Annotated in this window: 12 protein-coding genes; 6 read left to right on the forward strand and 6 right to left on the reverse strand. The window is 73.8% G+C overall.

Features of this window, described 5'->3' with window-relative positions; all coding sequences use genetic code 11:
• Positions 1 to 118: 118 nt before the first annotated feature.
• Positions 119 to 838, reverse strand: coding sequence for a GNAT family N-acetyltransferase (locus tag ACFC1R_RS07995; RefSeq protein WP_045305007.1), 720 nt, complete (start codon positions 836 to 838; stop codon positions 119 to 121).
• 705 nt (positions 839 to 1,543) lie between these two features.
• On the opposite strand from ACFC1R_RS07995, the gene ACFC1R_RS08000 reads away from it, so the two are divergent.
• Entirely contained in the window at positions 1,544 to 2,488 is a 945-nt protein-coding gene (locus tag ACFC1R_RS08000) for a PAC2 family protein (protein ID WP_375934514.1), read from the forward strand.
• Between the two features lie 168 nt (positions 2,489 to 2,656).
• Positions 2,657 to 3,625 (forward strand): SGNH/GDSL hydrolase family protein, encoded by a 969-nt coding sequence (locus ACFC1R_RS08005; RefSeq protein ID WP_375934517.1) that lies wholly within the window; start codon positions 2,657 to 2,659, stop codon positions 3,623 to 3,625.
• 137 nt (positions 3,626 to 3,762) lie between these two features.
• Here the strand turns inward: ACFC1R_RS08005 and nirD are convergent, their stop codons facing one another.
• The 4 genes from nirD to ACFC1R_RS08025 form a co-directional block, all read right to left on the reverse strand.
• The gene (gene nirD, locus ACFC1R_RS08010) at positions 3,763 to 4,236 is read right to left on the reverse strand and encodes a nitrite reductase small subunit NirD (protein WP_375934520.1); all 474 of its coding nucleotides are present in this window, start codon (positions 4,234 to 4,236) and stop codon (positions 3,763 to 3,765) included.
• Complete coding sequence (nirB, locus tag ACFC1R_RS08015; RefSeq protein ID WP_375934523.1) at positions 4,233 to 6,839, reverse strand: nitrite reductase large subunit NirB; 2,607 nt, start codon at positions 6,837 to 6,839, stop codon at positions 4,233 to 4,235. Before nirB ends, nirD begins: the two co-directional genes overlap by 4 nt.
• Entirely contained in the window at positions 6,836 to 8,122 is a 1,287-nt protein-coding gene (locus ACFC1R_RS08020) for an NAD(P)/FAD-dependent oxidoreductase (RefSeq protein WP_375934526.1), read from the reverse strand. Before ACFC1R_RS08020 ends, nirB begins: the two co-directional genes overlap by 4 nt.
• Before the next feature lie 169 nt (positions 8,123 to 8,291).
• Positions 8,292 to 10,364, reverse strand: a complete 2,073-nt coding sequence (locus ACFC1R_RS08025) for a molybdopterin oxidoreductase family protein (protein WP_375934529.1) — start codon at positions 10,362 to 10,364, stop codon at positions 8,292 to 8,294.
• A gap of 288 nt (positions 10,365 to 10,652) precedes the next feature.
• On the opposite strand from ACFC1R_RS08025, the gene ACFC1R_RS08030 reads away from it, so the two are divergent.
• The 4 genes from ACFC1R_RS08030 to ACFC1R_RS08045 all read left to right on the forward strand — a co-directional run bounded on the left by ACFC1R_RS08030 (position 10,653) and on the right by ACFC1R_RS08045 (position 16,479).
• Positions 10,653 to 11,378 carry a sirohydrochlorin chelatase gene (locus tag ACFC1R_RS08030; protein ID WP_375934532.1) on the forward strand — a complete coding sequence of 242 codons (726 nt, stop codon included), beginning with the start codon at positions 10,653 to 10,655 and terminating at the stop codon, positions 11,376 to 11,378.
• Between the two features lie 259 nt (positions 11,379 to 11,637).
• Positions 11,638 to 13,035, forward strand: a complete 1,398-nt coding sequence (locus ACFC1R_RS08035) for a deoxyguanosinetriphosphate triphosphohydrolase (RefSeq protein ID WP_375934535.1) — start codon at positions 11,638 to 11,640, stop codon at positions 13,033 to 13,035.
• A gap of 41 nt (positions 13,036 to 13,076) precedes the next feature.
• Complete coding sequence (dnaG, locus tag ACFC1R_RS08040) at positions 13,077 to 14,981, forward strand: DNA primase (protein ID WP_375934538.1); 1,905 nt, start codon at positions 13,077 to 13,079, stop codon at positions 14,979 to 14,981.
• Between the two features lie 241 nt (positions 14,982 to 15,222).
• The gene (locus ACFC1R_RS08045; protein ID WP_375934541.1) at positions 15,223 to 16,479 is read left to right on the forward strand and encodes an RNA polymerase sigma factor; all 1,257 of its coding nucleotides are present in this window, start codon (positions 15,223 to 15,225) and stop codon (positions 16,477 to 16,479) included.
• Between the two features lie 32 nt (positions 16,480 to 16,511).
• Here the strand turns inward: ACFC1R_RS08045 and ACFC1R_RS08050 are convergent, their stop codons facing one another.
• Complete coding sequence (locus ACFC1R_RS08050) at positions 16,512 to 17,915, reverse strand: glutamate decarboxylase (protein WP_375934544.1); 1,404 nt, start codon at positions 17,913 to 17,915, stop codon at positions 16,512 to 16,514.
• Positions 17,916 to 18,008: the final 93 nt, after the last annotated feature.

Here is an 18,008-nt window from a genome sequence, read left to right on the forward strand (position 1 = left end):
GGTCCGACCCGGCCGCAAAGCCGGGTCGGACCTCCCGCGTGGAGCCGGGCGCGGCCCGGGTCGGCACGGGCAGGCCAACCTCGGCTCAGGCTCGGCCCAGACCCGGCTCAGGCCCGGCTCAGACCTGGATCAGCGGGAAGCCCTGTCTAAGGCACTCCTGGTTGATCGCCGGGTCGGGAGCACTCGGCGAAGTGGCGGCGGCGATCCGGAGCTCGATGATGTCCCGGACGGCCGGCCACTCCTCGTCGAGGATCGAGTAGAACGCGGTGCTGCGGACGACCCCGTCGAGGCCGCGCGAGTGGGCGCGGCGGACGCCCTCGCTGGTGGCGCCGAGCCGCTCGATCGCCGCGCGGGAGCGCATGTTGCGGGCGTCGGCGCGCAGCGAGATCCGCTGGACCTGCCAGGTCTCGAAGGCGTACCGGAGCATCAGCAGCTTGGCCTCGGTGTTGATGCCGGTGCCCTGGGCCCGCGGGGAGAGCCAGGTGTTGCCGATTTCCGCAGCATCCGGGACCGCGTGCAGCGGGTCGCCGTGCGGCACGCCGGGCACGGGCGGCCAGACCAGCGGGCCCTGCCAGTAGTCCAGTTCCAGGAAGCGGGTCGAGCCCACCACGCGGTTGTCCGCGACGTTCACGGTGGCGAACGGCAGCGACTTGCCCGCGGCCTGATCGGCGAGGGCACGGCCGACGTACTCCCGGGCGGCTTCGAGGCCGTGCGGAACGGGAGTGAAGGCGTAGGTTGTACGGTCCTCGGTTCCGGCCACGGCCAGTGCTTCGGCGTGGTGCTCGGCGAGGGGCTCCAGCCGCACGGTACGGCCGACGAGGGTTACGGGTACGGGCACGGATCCTTCGGTCCTTCGGCGGTCGGAGGGACCTCCGTACCCGGTTCGCGGCACGAAGGTGGGATCTCTCAGCACGTCGGCGTACGGGCACGGGTCGACAACCGCGTCCGGCGGGATGAGAGAAGGGACAGTGTGCGTCCGAAAGATGGCCGAGAGAGGAATGAGAGCGCGAAGGGAAGCGGGCGGCCAAGTGAAGGCAAGGTGTCTCAGGAGTGGCTGCCAGCGTACCTGGCCGGGCCGGGAACACGACGTGACAGACGGCGTGACGGCGGCGCGGCGATGCGAGGCAGCGAGAGGACCATACCCGTCAGAAGGCGGTGCGTCACTTCGCGGCGCGCGAACGGCGGCACGCGGCCGTCCGGGGTACCGGGCCGGGGCTCGCCGCAGCCACCTGAATCGGGTGTCCGGAGGGTGTCGGACCGGCCCCGACAGGGCCTGTGAAGCGGCTCCCACCTGCGAATTCACGGTGTGGTGCGATGATGATCGTCCGGGCGGGCGCGGCAGCCGCCCGCCAGGGCGGCGCGAGGGCGAAGCTGACACATCCTCGGCGATCCGGGAATGTCACAGGGCTGCTGCACGCTGGACTGGTCAAGAACCGGTCGGCCGGAACGGAACGCAGGATTCGGTACCCCGTGATGGCGGGGCGGGTCAGGCCGGTCGGTCCGACGACGACGAGCGACGAGACGGAACGGGGTTGGGTGCGCGGTGCGTGATCCCAAGGAGCTGTACCAGCTGGAGCGGCAGGGCGTGGACGCGCTGGCCGAGGCCCGTGCCGCCGCCGGTCCGGACGCCGCCGGTCTGGTGCTGCTGCACCACTTCGAGGGCTTCATGGACGCCGGCGAGGCCGGCGGCCAGGTGGTGGCCCACCTGCTGGAGCACGGCTCGCCGCAGATCGTGGCCCGCTTCGACCACGACCGGCTGGTCGACTACCGGGCCCGCCGCCCGGTGATGACCTTCGACCGCGACCGCTGGACGGCCTACGAGCCGCCGGAGATCCTGCTGCAGCTGGTCCGGGATTCGGTCGGTACGCCGTTCCTGCTGCTCAGCGGCCCGGAGCCGGACACCGAGTGGGAGCTGTTCACGGCCGCCGTGCGCGAGCTGGTCGAGCGCTTCGAGGTCCGGCTGACCGTCGACTTCCACGGCATCCCGATGGGGGTCCCGCACACCCGGCCGGTCGGGCTCACCCCGCACGGCAACCGGGTCGACCTCGCCGCCGGCTACCCCAGGTGGTTCGACCAGGCGCAGGTGCCGGGCAGTGCGCAGGCGCTGCTCGAGTACCGGCTGGCGCAGGCCGGGCACGATGTGGTGGGCTTCGCCGCCCACGTGCCGCACTACGTGGCCCGGTCCGCGTACCCGGCGGCCGCCGTGGTGATCCTGGAGGCGGTCCAGTCGGTCAGCGGCCTGGTGCTGCCCGGTACCGGGCTGCGTGACCGGGTCGGCGAGGTGTACGCGGACATCGAGGAGCAGCTGGCCCAGGGCGATGGCGAGCTGCGCTCCGCGATCCGCGGCATGGAGGGCCAGTACGACGCGGTGGCGGGCGTGGAGAGCCGCGAGAGCCTGCTGGCCCAGTCCGCCGAACTGCCCTCGGCGGACGAGCTGGGGCGGCGCTTCGAGGAGTTCCTCGCGGAGCAGGAGCGCGGCGCCGAGTAGTGCCGCTCCGACGTCCCGTGCCTGCGCGGGTGCGGGGGAGCGGGTGCACAGGGCGTAGCCGTCGTCACACCGGGTGCGGGAGCCATCGGGTACGGCCGTTCGTTGCCAGGGCGGAGGCGCCCGGACGGGCGGTCGGCTGTGGTGGGGGCCAACCCCGGGGGAGCGTGTGTGGACATCAGGCGTGCGGGAGTGCTGCTGGGCCTGGCCGGTCTGGTGCTGACCGCCGGGTGCAGCGCGGGCGGCTCCGCGTCCGGGCATTCGGCCGAGGCTTCCGCGCGTGCCTCGGCGACGGCCGCGACCGCGCTCCCGGCGGGCCCGTACGTGGCGCTTGGCGACTCGTACACCGCCGGGCTGCGGATCGCGCCGCAGGTCGGCACCCCGGCCGGGTGCTCCCGCTCCGGGGCCAACTACCCGTCGCTGGTGGCGAAGGCGCTCGGCCTGGGCGGGGCGGCCTTCACCGACGTCAGCTGCAGCGGGGCGACCACCCGTGACCTGGCGGAGGCGCAGCGGACCTCCGACGGCACCAACGAGCCCCAACTGGACGCGCTCTCCCCGGCCACCCGGCTGGTCACGCTCGGGATCGGCGGGAACGACGCCGGGTTCATGGACGTGCTCGGCCGGTGCGCCGAGGAGGGCCTCAAGCAGAGCCTGCTCGCCGGGCTCACCGGCACGCACACCGTCGGTTCACCCTGCCGCAACCACTTCACCGGTGCCGACGGGCAGGACCAGGTGCAGCAGCGGATCGACGCGGCGGGGCAACGGCTCGGCGAGCTGCTGCAGCAGGTCAGGAGCCGCTCCCCGCAGGCCAGGGTCTACGTGGTGGGGTACCCGGAGCTGCTGCCGTCCGATGCCGCGAGCTGTACCTCGACGCTGGGCCGGGGTGTGGTGGCCGGGGACGTGGCCTTCCTGGCCGAGAAGGAGCAGCAGCTCAACACGATGCTCCGGCAGCGCGCGGAGTCGGCCGGTGCCGGGTACGTGGACACCTACGCGCCGTCGGCCGGGCACGACATGTGCGCGGGGGAGGGGGTCCGCTGGATCGAGCCGCCGTTCCCGGCGGCCGGGCTGGCGGCGGTGCACCCCAATGCGGCCGGACAGCAGGGCATGGCGGCTGCGGTGCTCCACGCCCTGCGATCCTGAGCGCGCCCCTCTGCGCTCTCTGGGGCCCTTTGCGCCTGAGCTCCCCGAGCATCCCGCGCGACGAAACCCTTACCCGCGCGGGTGCCGGAAACCGTAGAACTGCCGAACAGGAAATCGCCCTCCTTCCTGGCAACTTCTCACCCACCGTCGCGCGAAGTTCCGCTGCGCCCCGGGAACGCAGGTCCGGTCGGGGGCTGAGCACTGCCGATCCGGGCCGGATGGACCGGGATCCGGACGGTGTCGTCGTCCAGGCATGCGCCGGTCAGCAGGTCGAAGCGCTGCTTGAGCAGGGGGGAGGCGACGTAGACCCGGCCGTCCGGGGTGGAGCCGAGCAGGCCGCGGGAGAGGACGTACGCACCGGTGAACGGGTCGCGGTTGGCGACGGCGTGGACACGTCCGCGGTGGTCGCGGAAGACGGCGGCCTGGCGTCCGTCCGGGAGCAGGACGGCGACGCCGCGGCCGGGGACGAGGGCCGCCCAGTCGCAGACCGGGGTCCAGCCGGTGCCGGTGCGAAGTTCCACACGGTCGGTGCCGGTGCCGGTGCCGGTGCCGGTGCCGGTGCCAGTACCAGAAGCAGAAGCAGAAGCGGTGGAAGTGGCAGCGGTGGTCATCGGGCCTCCGAGAGCCGGGGGGCGGTGTCGAGGGGGCGGAGCAGCTCCTCGACCGTGGCGAGGACGGCGAGGTCGGGTTTGACCTGGTCGCGTTCGGGGGTGAACCGGATGCTGGGGTCCGGCACGCCGGGGGCGTTGACGAAGGAGACGAAGCGGCGCAGCCGCTCCGGGGTGGCCAGGGTTGCGGCCCACTCGTCCTGGTAGCCGGCGATGTGCGCGGCCAGCTGCCGTTCCAGTTCGGCGGCGAGGCCGAGCGAGTCGTGCACCACCACGTCGCGGAGGTGGTCGAGCCCGCCGTCGAGCCGTTCCAGCCAGGTGGAGGTGCGCTCCAGGCGGTCGGCGGTGCGGATGTAGAACATCAGGAAGCGGTCGATCAGGCGGATCAGCTCCTGGTCGGTGAGGTCCTGGGCGAGCAGGTCGGCGTGCCGGGGGGTGGCGCCGCCGTTGCCGCCGACGTAGAGGTTCCAGCCGCTGGAGGTGGCGATCACGCCGAAGTCCTTGCCCCGGGCCTCGGCGCATTCGCGGGCGCAGCCGGAGACGGCCGACTTGAGCTTGTGCGGCGAGCGGAGCCCCCGGTAGCGCAGCTCCAGCCGGATCGCCATGGCGACCGAGTCCTGCACGCCGTACCGGCACCAGGTCGATCCGACGCAGGACTTCACCGTGCGCAGCGACTTCCCGTACGCGTGGCCGGACTCGAAGCCCGCCGAGACCAGCCGGGACCAGATCTGCGGCAGCTGGTCCACCCGGGCGCCGAAGAGGTCGATCCGCTGGCCGCCGGTGATCTTGGTGTAGAGGCCGAAGTCACGCGCCACCTCGCCGATCACGATCAGCTTCTCGGGGGTGATCTCGCCGCCGGGGATGCGCGGAACGACCGAGTAGGAGCCGTTGCGCTGGAGGTTGGCGAGGAAGTGGTCGTTGGTGTCCTGGAGCGCGGCCTGTTCGCCGTCCAGGATGTGGCCGCTGACGGCGGGGAGGTCCGGGGCGAGGGAGGCGATGATCGAAGCGACGGTGGGTTTGCAGATCTCGCAGCCCTCGCCCTGCAGGCGCCCGTGCTCGGCGAGCAGTCGGCGGTGGGTGGTGACGCCCCGGACCCGGACGATCTCGTACAGCTCGGCGCGGGTGTGCGCGAAGCAGGGGCACAGGCCCCGGTCGACCTCGACGCCGCCGGCCGCCAGCTCCTCCGTGACGATCGACCCGATCAGCTTGAGGCAGGAGCCGCAGCCGGTGCCCGCCTTGGTGCACCGCTTGACCTCGGGGACGGTGCCGCAGCCCTGGTCGGTGACGGCGCCCCTGATCACGCCCTTGGTGACGTTGTGGCAGTTGCAGACCACCGCGTCGTCGGGAAGCGCCGAACCGCCGAGAGCGGCGGGCGCGGCCAGCGCGGTGGGCAGCACCAGTGACTCGGCGGGGACGGGCAGCGGGGTGCCGGTGCCGGTCAGCGGGCGCAGCGTGGCGTACTGGTCGGCCTCGCCGACCAGGATGCCGCCGAGCAGTGCGCCCTCGGGGCTGACCACCAGCTTCTTGTAGACCCCGGCGCGCGAGTCGGAGTACACCACGTCGAGTGCGCCCGGCGTGCTGCCGAAGGCGTCGCCGAAGCTGGCCACGTCCACGCCGAGCAGCTTCAGCTTGGTGGACAGGTCGGCGCCGGTGAACGGCGTCGGGTCCTGGCCGGCCAGCTGCCGGGCCACGGTCGCGGCCATCTCGTAGCCGGGGGCGACCAGGCCGTAGACCCGGCCGTCCACCGCCAGTGCGCACTCGCCGATCGCGAAGACGTGCTCGTCGGAGCTGCGGCAGTTCTCGTCCACCGCGATGCCGCCGCGCTCGCCGACGGTCAGTCCGCAGTCCCGGGCCAGTTGGTCGCGCGGGCGGACCCCGGCGGAGAAGACCACCAGGTCGGTGTCGAGCGCGCTGCCGTCGGTGAAGCCCATCCCGGTGGCCCGGCCCTCGGCGGACACCAGGACGGTCCGGGTGCCCACGCCGGTGTGGACGGTGACGCCCATCTCCTCGATGGTGCGCCGCAGCGCCGTGCCGCCGCCCTCGTCCACCTGGACGGGCATCAGCCGGGGCGCGAACTCCACCACGTGCGTGTCGAGCCCGAGCCCCTTGAGCGCTCCGGCCGCCTCCAGCCCGAGCAGGCCGCCGCCGACCACGGCCCCGGTCCTCGCCCCGGCCGCGTACGACTCGATCGCGCGCAGGTCCTCGATGGTGCGGTAGACGAAGCAGCCCTCGGCGTCCCGGCCGTCCACCGGTGGGACGAACGGGTACGAGCCGGTGGCCAGGACCAGGGTGTCGTACCCGAAGGAGCGGCCGTCGGCGGTGGTGACGGTGCGGGCGGCCCGGTCGATCGAGGCCGCGGGGGAGGAGAGGTGCAGCTCGAAGCCGTGCCGGTCGAGGAAGCCGGCCTCGCCGAGCAGCAGGTCCTCGGGCGTCCGCCCGGAGAAGTACGAGGTCAGCGCCACGCGGTCGTAGGCGGGCCGGGGCTCCTCGGCGAGGACGACGACCCGGTAGCGGTCGGCGGCGCCCGAGTCGGCCAGGGCTTCCAGGAAGCGGTGGCCGACCATGCCGTAGCCGACCAGCAGGACGGTGGGCCTGGTGGTGGTCATCGGGAAGTCCCTCCGGTGGTGGTGCCGATGTCGGTCAGTAGGTGAAGCGGGTGCAGGACGAGGTCCTGGTCGTCCGCCCAGGTGTGGGCCAGCGTGCCGAGGGTGTCGAGGTCGCCCAGCAGCACGCCGCCGACCAGGCGCTCGCCGCCGTCCTCGGTCCGGCGGACGATCACCTTGCGGTAGGTCCGGCGGCCGGCGTCCGCCAGCCGGACCACCCGGTCCTCGGGGCCGGTGGGCTCGGTCCTGCCGAAGGCGGCGATGTCCAGCGGGGTGGCGCTGTTGAGGGTGAGCCGGGTGAGCAGGCGGCTGCCCCGGTACTCGGCCGGCTGTCCGCTCAGGACCAGGGCCAGTACGTCCGCCTGCTCCAGCGCGGGCCCCGCCAGGCCGTACACCACACCGCGGTGCTCGGCGCAGTCGCCGACGGCGTGGATGTGCGGGTCGTCGGTGCGCAGTCGGTCGTCCACGAGGACGCCCTGGCCGACGGCCAGCCGGGCGGCTCCGGCGAGGCCGGTACGCGGGCGGACCCCGACGGCGAGCACCAGCAGATCGGCCTCCAGCCGGAAGCCGTCGGCGAGTTCGACACCGGTGACCCGGCGCCCGTCGGTGAGTACCGAGCGGACCCGGCACTCGGTGTGCACCTCGACGCCCTGCCCGGTCAGGTGCGTGCGCAGCAACTCGGCGGCCGATGCGTCGAGATGACGTTCCATCAGGTGCTCGCCCTGATGGGCGAGCAGAGCCGGGATCCCGCGTGCCGCGAGTGCCCGCGCGGCGCTCACGCCGAGCAGTCCGCCGCCGACCACGACCGCGTGCCTGCTGCGGGGCAGCCGGGCGTCGATGTCGGCGCAGTCCGCCATGGTGCGGAACGCGAAGACCCCGCCGGGGAGTTCATGCCGTCCGAGTCCGGTGCGGGACTCGTCGAAGAGCCCGCGCAGCGGCGGTAGCACCGGGTTGCTCCCGGTCGCCAGCACCAGCGTGCCGTACCCGACGGCCGACCCGTCGTCGCACAGCACCCGGCGCTGCTCCCGGTCCACCCGCACCACCCGTGCCCGGCGCCGGACGACCTGCGGCGGCAGCGGGGCCAGGGCGGCGACTTCCGGCGGGTACCGGCCGGACAGCACCTCGGCGAGCAGTACCCGGTTGTACGGCCGGTGTTCCTCCTCGGCGAGCAGGAGCACCTCGCGCTCGCCGTGCAGTGCCAGCTGCCGGGCGAGGCGGTGGCCCGCCGTCCCGCCGCCGACGATCACGACGCGGGCGGTGCCGGGGGTGTCGGTCGCTGCTGTCATGACCAGCAGCCTGGTCCGCGGGTGTTTCCCGGCCGGTGGCCGCCGGTTTCACCGGCGGAACTTCGTCCTCAACCTCGGCGCACCGCCGCTGTGAGGGGTCGGATCGAGGGGTGGTCGGCTCAAGCGGCGGCTCGGGGGTCGGCTCGAGGGGACGTCGCCAGGGAGGCGCTCAGGCGCGTTCCAGCCGTACCGCGCACACCTTGAACTCCGGCATCCGGGAGACCGGGTCGAGCGCCGGGTTGGTGTGCGCGTTGGCACCGAGCTCGCCCGGCCAGTGGAACGGCATGAAGACGGTGTCCGGGCGGATCCCGCTGCTCACCCGCGCCGGGCTGACCGTCCGGCCGCGTCGGCTCACCACCGCGACCGGCTCCCCCTCCCGTACGCCCAGGCGCTCCGCCAGCTGCGGGTGCAGCTCCACGTACGGGCCCGGCGCGGCCGAGTTGAGCGCCGGAACCCTACGGGTCTGCGCCCCCGACTGGTACTGCGACAGCACGCGTCCGGTGGTCAGCCGCAGCGGGAACTCGGTGTCCGGCTCCTCCGCCGCCGGGCGGTGCTGCACCGGGGTGAACCTGGCCCGGCCGTCCTCGGTGCCGAAGCGCTCCAGGAACAGCCGTGGCGTGCCGGGGTGCCCGGGCGACGGACAGGGCCAGAACACCCCGTCCTCGGCGGCGATCCGCCGGTAGCTGATGCCCGCGTAGTCGGCGGTGCCCCCGGCCGAGGCCCGGCGCAGCTCGGCGAAGACCTCCTCGGGGTCGGTCGGGAAGCCGTCCGGGTGGCCGAGCCGCCGGGCCAGCCGGTGCAGCACCTCCAGGTCGCTGCGGACCCCCTCCGGCGGGTCGACCGCCTTGCGGCGCAGGATGACCCGGCCCTCCAGGTTGGTCAGGGTGCCGGTCTCCTCGGCCCACTGGGTGACCGGCAGCACCACGTCCGCCAGGGCGGCCGTCTCGGAGAGCACCACGTCGCAGACCGCCAGGAAGTCCAGCGCGCGCAGCCGGTCCGCGATGCGTGCCGAACGAGGTGCCGAGACTGCCGGGTTGGACCCCATCACCAGCAGCGCGTGCACCTCCTGCCCGAGCGCGTCCAGCAGCTCGTACGCGCTGCGCCCCGGGCCGGGCAGGGCCGCCGGGTCCACGCCCCAGACGGCCGCGACATGGGCGCGCGCCACCGGGTCGTCCAGCTTCCGGTAGCCGGGCAGCTGGTCGGCCTTCTGGCCGTGCTCGCGGCCGCCCTGGCCGTTGCCCTGGCCGGTCAGGCAGCCGTAACCGGCGTACGGGCGGCCGGCGTTGCCGGTGGCGAGGCAGAGGTTGATCCAGGCGCTGACCGTGTCGGTGCCCTTGGCGTGCTGTTCGGGGCCGCGCGCGGTGAGCACCATCGCCGAGGTGGCGTCGCAGAAGACCGCCGCGGCCCGGCGGAGCTGCGGAAGCGGTACCCCCGTGACCGCCTCGACGTGTTCGGGCCAGTGCGCCATCGCCGCCGCCCGGGTCTCCTCCCAGCCGGTGGTGCGCTCGGCGATGAACCGCTCGTCCGTGCGGCCTTCGGCGACCGCCAGGTGCAACAGGCCCAGCGCCAGGGCGAGATCCGTGCCGGGGCGCGGTGCCAGGTGCAGGTCGGCCGATTCGGCGGTCCGGGTCCGGCGTGGGTCGACCACGATCAACCGGCCGCCGTTCTCGCGTAGTTCGCGCAGATAGCGGACGAAGGGCGGCATGGTCTCCGCCGGATTCCCGCCGACCAGGACCACGCAGCCGGCCCGGGGGATGTCCGCCAGTGGGAACGGCAGCCCCCGGTCGACGCCGAAGGCGCGGGTGCCGGCCGCGGCGGCCGAGGACATGCAGAACCGGCCGTTGTAGTCGATCGTCGAGGTCCCGAGCACGACGCGGGCGAACTTCCCGAGCAGGTAGGCCTTCTCGTTGGTCAGCCCGCCACCGCCGAACACCCCGACCGCGTCCCGGCCGTGCGTCCGTGCCGTGGTGGTGAGCGCGTCGCCGATCCGCTCCAGCGCCTGTGCCCAACTCGCCTGCCGCAGCTCCCCGTCGGCAGAGCGCACCAGCGGTGACGTCAGCCGGACCCCGGGGCGCAGCACGGCGGCCGCGGTGGCCCCCTTGCCGCACAGCGCCCCCAGGTTGACCGGGAACCCCGCCCGTTCCACCACCTCGACCGGCTCGGCGCCCGCCACCCTGCGCAGCCCCATCCCGCACTGCAGCGCGCAGTACGGACAGTGGGTCTCAACGGCACTCTCGCTCATACCGCCCAAGCTGCCCCGGGGCTGTTTCCCCGGCGCGGCCCGTGCGTTACGGCCCCCGCACGCCGGGCTCACGCCGCACCGGAGCGGTCTGTGAGACCTCGGCCACCGGCCTGCCGTCCACCCGGGCCCGGACCGGGTGCCGGGCACCCCGGTTGTGACGGCGCCGCGCCGGAGTCCGTACCCGGGAGGCCGGCGGTCACGGTCCGCGTCCGTGGGCCGTGAGGCCGGGGAAACCGCCTGTGACCGCGGGGCAACCACCGGGAAACAGGAGTCCCGCAGGCTGGCGCCATGAGTGAGGATGTGGATTCGCCGCGACCCGTACTGGTGCTGGTGGCGCACGGGTCGCGGGACCCGGCGGCGCTCGCCGAGCTGCGGCGGCTGGCCCGACTGGTGCGCGCGGCCCGGCCGGGGCTGGACGTCCGACTCGGCTGCCTGGGGTCGAGCGAACCGCTCCTCGCGCAGGTGCTGGAGCAGCTGAGCGGTCCGGCCGTGCTGGTGCCGCTGCTGCTCGGCCGGGGGTACCACGTCAAGGTGGACGTTCCCGCAGCGCTGGCCGCCGCGCCGCAGGTGGACGGGGTGGTGACCGGCGCACTCGGGCCGGATCCGGTGCTGGCGGAGGTCCTGCACGACCGGCTGGCGGAGGCCGGCTGGCGGGCCGGGGGCGGGGCCGCGGTGGTGCTGGCCACGGCGGGGTCGCGCGACCCCGACGCGGCGGCGGACGCGGAGCGCCAGGCCCGGCTGCTGGCGGCCAGGCTCGGGGTGCCGGTGCGGCCGGCGGGTCTGACCTGCGGGTCCGGCGTGGCCGGTGCGGTGGCGGCGCTGACCGCCGAGGGGCACCAACGGGTCGCCGTGGCGAGCTACTTCACCGCGCCCGGTGACTTCGCCCGGCTGGCCTGTGCCACGCCGGGGGCGTGGCTCGCCGCGGAACCGCTCGGTGCACACCCGGCGCTGGCCCGGCTGATCCTGGCGCGCTACGCGTCCGCCCTCGCGCACCCGGTGCCGCTCGCCGCGTAGGGCCGCCCGCCGGGTCGGCGCCCCTCCGGACCGTCCTGCGGCTGCCGTCCCCACCCCGGCGGCTCCGGGAAGCACCGCCGACGCGGCCCCGGTGCCCTCGCCCACGGTGGGGCCGGACGGTACGGATGCTCCGGCCTGAGCCGCCGCGACGGCCACCGCCACCGCCGCCGCCGGTGCGAGCGGCAGCGCAGGCGGTGGCGCCGGGCGACGCGCGGCGGGGCAGAGGAATGTCGGTCCGGCGGCGTACGGTGACACGCATATGGACGACACCGCGCACCGCTCCGCTCCGAACGATCCGTCTCAGCCCGGCGCGTCCCGCCCGGACGCGCCGCAACCCGTCGCGCCGCCTCGCGCCGCCTCGCGCCCCGTCCCGCCCCGCCACGGTGCGTGGGGGTACGACCCGTCCGCCGGAGCCCGCTGGGTGCCCGAGCCCGACAAGCGGCCCGGCCGCACGGCCTTCCAGCGCGACCGCGCCCGCGTCCTGCACTCCGCCGCGCTGCGCCGGCTCGCGGGCACGACCCAGGTGGTCGCCCCGATGCGCAGCGACTTCCCGCGCACCCGGCTGACCCACTCGCTCGAATGCGCCCAGGTCGGCCGGGAACTCGGGGCCTCGCTCGGCTGCGACCCGGACCTGGTGGAGACCGGCTGCCTGGCGCACGACCTGGGCCACCCGCCGTTCGGCCACACCGGCGAGGAGGCGCTCGACCAGGCGGCGGCCGCCTGCGGCGGCTTCGAGGGGAACGCGCAGTCGCTGCGCATCCTCACCCGCCTGGAGCCCAAGCGCTTCGCACCGGCGGGCGAGCCGCCCGCCCGGCTCGCCCCCTGGCCGGGCCGCAGCGTCGGCCTCAACCTCTCCCGCGCCGCGCTCGACGCCGCCACCAAGTACCCGTGGGCCCGCGGCGGCCACCCCACCGACCCGGCCTCGACCAAGTACGGGGTCTACGCCGACGACCTGCCGGTCTTCCGCTGGCTGCGCAGCGGCGCTCCCGCCGACCGCAAGTGCTTCGAGGCCACCGTGATGGACTGGTCCGACGACGTCGCGTACTCCACCCATGACGTCGAGGACGGCCTCCAGGCCGGCCACATCGACCCGGCCGCACTGCGCTCCGCCGAGGAGCGCACCGAACTGTTCAAGATCGCCGAGCGGTACGCCGGGGACGCCGGTGCCGAGGAGCTCGGCGAGGCACTCGACCGGCTCCAGGGGCAGGAGTGGTGGCCGCGCGGGTACGACGGCTCGGCCCGCGCCCGCGCCGGGCTGAAGGACCTCACCAGCCAGCTGATCGGCCGGTTCTGCCTGGCCGCCGAGCAGGCCACCCGGGCGCGGTACGGCCCCGGTCCGCTCACCCGGTACGCCGCCGAGCTGGTGGTCCCGCGCGAGGTGCGGCTGGAGTGCGCGGTGCTGAAGGCGGTCGCCGTCCGGTACGTGATGCAGCGGGACGAGCAGGCTCAGCTGCGCTCCCGCCAGCGGATCGTGATCGCGGAGCTGGCCGACCGCCTGATCGCCACCGCCCCGCACGGTCTCGACCCGGTCTTCGCCGCGCTCCACGAGGACGCCGACGACGACCGCGCGGCGCTGCGCGCCGTGATCGACCAGATCGCCACGCTCACCGACGCCTCCGCGCTCGCCCTGCACGCGCGCCTGGTGGAGGGGAGATAAACGAAAGCCGGTTCGAGCCGCCGGGGCCGTAGACTTCCGGGGTGGCAGGCAGGATCAGGGACGAGGACGTGCAGGCGGTGCGCAACGCGCTGCCCATCGACGCGGTCGTCGGCGACTACGTTCAGCTCGCCAACGGTGGCGGTGCGCAGCTCAAGGGCGTCTGCCCGTTCCACGACGAGAAGTCGGCCTCCTTCTACGTCCACCCGGGCAAGGGCGTCTTCCACTGCTTCGGCTGCGGCGAGAGCGGCGACACGATCTCCTTCCTGATGAAGATCGAGCACTTCTCGTTCGCCGAGGCGGTCGAACGGATGGCCGCCCAGGCGGGCATCACCCTGCGCTACGAGGAGGGCGGCTACAGCCCCCGGCACCAGCAGGGCGAGCGGACCCGGCTGGTCGAGGCGCACAAGGTGGCGGCCGCCTGGTTCCAGGAGCAACTGGGCTCGCCGGAGGCCGAGATCGGCCGCCGGTTCCTGGCCGAGCGCGGCTTCGACGAGGCCGCGGCCTCCCACTTCGGGGTCGGCTACGCCCCGGCGGGCTGGGAGCACCTGGTCCGCTACCTGCGCGGCAAGGGCTTCTCGGACAAGGAGATCCTGGTCGGCGGCCTGGCCTCGCAGGGGCAGCGCGGCGGCCTGATCGACCGCTTCCGGGGCCGGCTGGTCTGGCCGATCCGCGACACCGCCGGCGAGGTGGTCGGCTTCGGCGCCCGCCGCCTGCGCGAGGACGACAACGGTCCGAAGTACCTCAACACCCCCGAGACCCCGCTCTACAAGAAGTCCCAGGTGCTCTACGGGATCGACCTGGCCAAGAAGGAGATCGCCAAGAGCGGCCGGGCCGTGGTGGTCGAGGGCTACACGGACGTGATGGCCTGTCACCTCGCCGGTGTCACCACGGCGGTGGCCACCTGCGGTACCGCCTTCGGCGAGGACCACATCAAGATCATCCGTCGGCTGCTGATGGACACCTCCACCTACCGCGGCGAGACCGTCTTCACCTTCGACGGCGACGCGGCCGGGCAGAAGGCCGCCCTGCGTGCCTTCGAGGACGACCAGAAGTTCGCCGCCCGCACCTCCATCGCCATCACCCCCGGTGGCATGGACCCGTGCGAACTGCGCCTCGCCAAGGGCGACGACGCCGTCCGCGAACTCATCGAACACCCCGTCCCGCTCTTCGAGTTCGCCCTCCGCTCGGCCGTGGCCCGGCACCGGGTCGACACCGCCGAGGGCCGTGCCGCCGCACTGGAGGAGACGGCCTCGATCATCGTGAAGATCAAGGACCGCTCGATCCAGCACGAGTACGCGGTCCAGCTCGCGGGCATGCTGGGCATCCTGGACGAGCAGTTCGTCGTCCGGCGGGTCGGCCAGCTGGCCCGCTGGCAGCGTGAGAACCAGCAGCAGCCGCGCGGCCAGGCCCTGCGTCGCCCCGACAGCCGGCAGCCCGTCGAACCGCCGCGCCCGGTCCACCGGCTGAACCCCCGCGATCCCGCCCAGTTCGTCGAGCGCGAGCTGCTCAAACTCGCCCTCCAGCACCCCGAACTGGTCAGCCCTGCCTTCGACAACTACGGCGACGACGAGTTCCCGACCCCGCCGTACACCGCCGTCCGCCGCGCCGTCCGCCAGGCCGGCGGCGCAACCTACGGGGCGGGCCTCCAGGACTTCACCGCCGTCGTGCGCGACGCCAGTCCGGACGACCAAGTCCGCGGCCTGGTCACCGAGTTGACCGTCGAGCCGCTGCGCACCCGGCGGGCGCCGGACGCCATCTACGCGGGCGAGTTCCTGGTCAAGCTGCGGCTGCAGGCCGTGGACCGGCGGGTCAGCGAGGTCCGCGCCCACCTGCGGCGCCTCGGCGACCGCGCCACCACCGAGGAGCTCGGGCCGGTCCAGGGCGAGCTGTGGGCCCTCCAGCAGTACGCCCAGCAGCTCCGCAACAAGGGTGCGGCGGGGCTGTAGCGCCTGCCGGGGGAGCGGGTCTGCGGCGGTCCCACCGTGCACCCGCTCCGGCCGTCCGCCCCGCCCCGTGCGGGGCGCCCCGGGGCCCCGAGGGTTGCGCTGCGCTCACAGGTGGCTCGACACGGGGGCAGAAAGTCGCCGCCCGCCTCTCGGCCGCCGAGTGTGGCGTACCCCACACTGGTGGGTATCCCAGTCCGTGTGGCGCGGTTCTCCGCATGAGCCGCGCGCGGCCCTTGAAGGGATGCCCGTGGAGCTTGCCACTGTGCGTCAGGCCGTCATGTTCGAGGACGGCATCCGTCACGGCCGGGACGCCGCCCCGCCGACCGAGGAAGCCCGGGTGCCCGTGCAGGGCTCGCCGGACGCCCGCCCCGACACCGCCGGCCCCGAGGCCCTCGCCGGGCTGCCGGACACCCCCCGCCTGCCCGCTCCGCCGGACCTCCCGGACGCGCCCGACGTACCGGACCCGCCGGATCTCCCGGACGCACCCGACCTGCCGTCCGGGACCGAGGACCTCGCCCCGGCCCCGGACGAGGACACCGGCCCGGCCGCCGACCTGCTCCGCCAGTACCTGCGCGAGATCGGCCGGATCCGGCTGCTCACCGCCGCCGAGGAGGTGGAGCTGGCCCGCCAGGTCGAGGCCGGTCTCTTCGCGGAGGAGGCGCTGGACCGCCGCGCCGCCACGGCCGCCCCGGCCGGCCCGCCGAGACCGGCGCCCGGCGTCGCGAGGGCCGCGGACACCCTCACCGACGAGCTCGACCACCTGGTGCTGCTGGGCCGGCTCGCCAAGCGGCGCCTGATCGAGGCCAACCTCCGGCTGGTGGTCTCGGTCGCCAAGCGGTACGTCGGCCGCGGCCTGACCCTGCTCGACCTGATCCAGGAGGGCAACCTCGGCCTGATCCGGGCCGTCGAGAAGTTCGACTACGCACGCGGCTACAAGTTCTCGACGTACGCGACCTGGTGGATCCGGCAGTCGATGAGCCGGGCGCTCGCCGACCAGGCGCGGACGATCCGGGTGCCGGTGCACGTGGTGGAGCTGATCAACCGGGTGCTGCGGGTGCAGCGGGCGCTGCTGCAGGAGCGCGGGGCGGAACCCAGCACGGCCGAGGTGGGCTCGGTGCTGGAGCTCCCCGAGGCCAGGGTGCGCGAGGTGCTGCGGCTGGCCCAGGAACCGGTCTCGCTGTACACCCCGGTGGGGGAGGAGGACGATGTCGCGCTCGGCGACCTGATCGAGGACGCGGACGCCGTCTCGCCGGTGGAGAACGCCTCCTTCCTGCTGCTGCGCGAGCACCTGGAGGCGGTTCTGGCCACCCTGGGCGAGCGTGAGCGCCAGGTGGTCCAGCTCCGTTACGGGCTGGACGACGGGCGGCCGCGCACCCTGGAGGAGATCGGCAACCTCTTCGGCGTCACCCGTGAGCGGATCCGCCAGATCGAGTCCAAGACCCTCTCCAAGCTGCGCGGCCACGCCTTCGCCGACCAGCTGCGCGGCTACCTCGACTGAGTGCCGCCGGCCTCGGCCGGCACGTCGTCGGCTCAGTGGTGGAAACCCGTCCGCTGCGGCATCCCGAGGTCGGCCAACGGGCCTGGCTGGAGCTTGAGTTCGGGCAGCAGCCGGGTCAGGTCGGAGAGCAGCAGGTCGGCCAGGTCGTGCGAGAAGCCGTTGCGGCAGACCACCCGCAGGACGGACAGGTCGGTCCGGTCCTCCGGGAAGGTGTACGCGGGGACCTGCCAGCCGCGTTCGCGCAGTCGCCGTGAGACGTCGAAGACGTCGAACGGGACGTCCTCGGTGGTGGTGAAGGCGAAGACCGGCAACTGGTCCCCCCGGGTGAGCAGTCGGAAGCAGCCCAACCGCTCGATCCCGGCGGACAGGTGCTCGGCGACGTCCCGGCAGGCCTGCTGGACGGACCGGAAGCCCTGACGGCCGAGCCGCAGGAAGGTGTAGTACTGGGCGATCACCTCGGCGCCGGGCCGGGAGAAGTTGAGCGCGAAGGTCGGCATGTCGCCGCCCAGGTAGTTGACCCTGAAGACGAGTTCCTCGGGCAGCGCCTCGTGGTCGCGCCAGAGCGCCCAGCCGACCCCGGGGTACACCAGGCCGTACTTGTGGCCGGAGGTGTTGATCGAGGCGACCCTGGGAAGCCGGAAGTCCCAGAGCAGTTCGGGGTCGAGGAAGGGCGCCACCATGCCGCCGGAGGCGCCGTCCACGTGCACCGGCACGTCGAGCCCGGTGCGCTGCTGCAACTCGTCCAGGGCGGCGCAGATCTCGGCGATCGGTTCGTAGGAACCGTCGAAGGTCGAGCCGAGGACGCCGACCACGCCGATGGTGTCCTGGTCGCAGTGGGCCACCGCCTGCTCGGCGTCGAGGTGGAACCGCTCGCCGCTCATCGGCACCAGCCGTGGCTCCACCTCCCAGAAGTTGCAGAACTTCTCCCAGCAGACCTGCACGTTGACGCCCATCACCAGGTTGGGGCGGGCGCCCGCCGCGTACCGTTCCCGATTGCGCTGCATCCAGCGGCGCTTGAGCGCGAGGCCGCCCAGCATGCACGCCTCGCTGGAACCGGTGGTGGAGCACCCGATCGCCTGGTCCGGGTCGGGCGCGTGCCAGAGGTCGGCCAGCATGGCCACGCAGCGCCGCTCCAGCTCGGCGGTCTGCGGGTACTCGTCCTTGTCGATCATGTTCTTGTCGAGGCACTCCGCCATCAGCCTGGTCGCGTACTCGTCCATCGACGTGGTGACGAACGTGGCCAGGTTGAGCTTGGCGTTGCCGTCCAGCATCAGCTCGTCGTGGATGAGCTGGTACGCGCTGGGCGGGGGGATCGGACCGTCCGGCAGCCGGTGCAGCGGCGGGGCCAGCTGCATCGAGCCGAGCGGATCGGCCGCCCCGGACAGCGGACTGACGGACAGTCGGCGGTCCTCGCCGTTCCCCTTGTGCAGCGCCATGCGGAGACATCCCTTCACCAGAGCGTCTGGAGTGCCGGAATGTCCCACGCTGCCACCGCCGACCGGCGGAGTACCCGCAACACGCCGGGCCCC

This window comes from Kitasatospora sp. NPDC056138 (assembly GCF_042264695.1).
In the GTDB taxonomy this organism is placed as follows: Bacteria; Actinomycetota; Actinomycetes; order Streptomycetales; family Streptomycetaceae; genus Kitasatospora.

Excerpts from the sequence above, each read along its gene's own strand:
- ACFC1R_RS08025 (WP_375934529.1), bottom strand. The coding sequence starts at position 10,364 with ATGAGCGAGAGTGCCGTTGAGACCCACTGTCCGTACTGCGCGCTGCAG.
- ACFC1R_RS08035 (WP_375934535.1), top strand. The coding sequence starts at position 11,638 with ATGGACGACACCGCGCACCGCTCCGCTCCGAACGATCCGTCTCAGCCC.
- nirD (WP_375934520.1), bottom strand. The coding sequence starts at position 4,236 with ATGACCACCGCTGCCACTTCCACCGCTTCTGCTTCTGCTTCTGGTACT.
- ACFC1R_RS08030 (WP_375934532.1), top strand. The coding sequence starts at position 10,653 with ATGAGTGAGGATGTGGATTCGCCGCGACCCGTACTGGTGCTGGTGGCG.
- ACFC1R_RS08050 (WP_375934544.1), bottom strand. The coding sequence starts at position 17,915 with ATGGCGCTGCACAAGGGGAACGGCGAGGACCGCCGACTGTCCGTCAGT.
- nirB (WP_375934523.1), bottom strand. The coding sequence starts at position 6,839 with ATGACCACCACCAGGCCCACCGTCCTGCTGGTCGGCTACGGCATGGTC.
- ACFC1R_RS08045 (WP_375934541.1), top strand. The coding sequence starts at position 15,223 with ATGCCCGTGGAGCTTGCCACTGTGCGTCAGGCCGTCATGTTCGAGGAC.
- ACFC1R_RS08020 (WP_375934526.1), bottom strand. The coding sequence starts at position 8,122 with ATGACAGCAGCGACCGACACCCCCGGCACCGCCCGCGTCGTGATCGTC.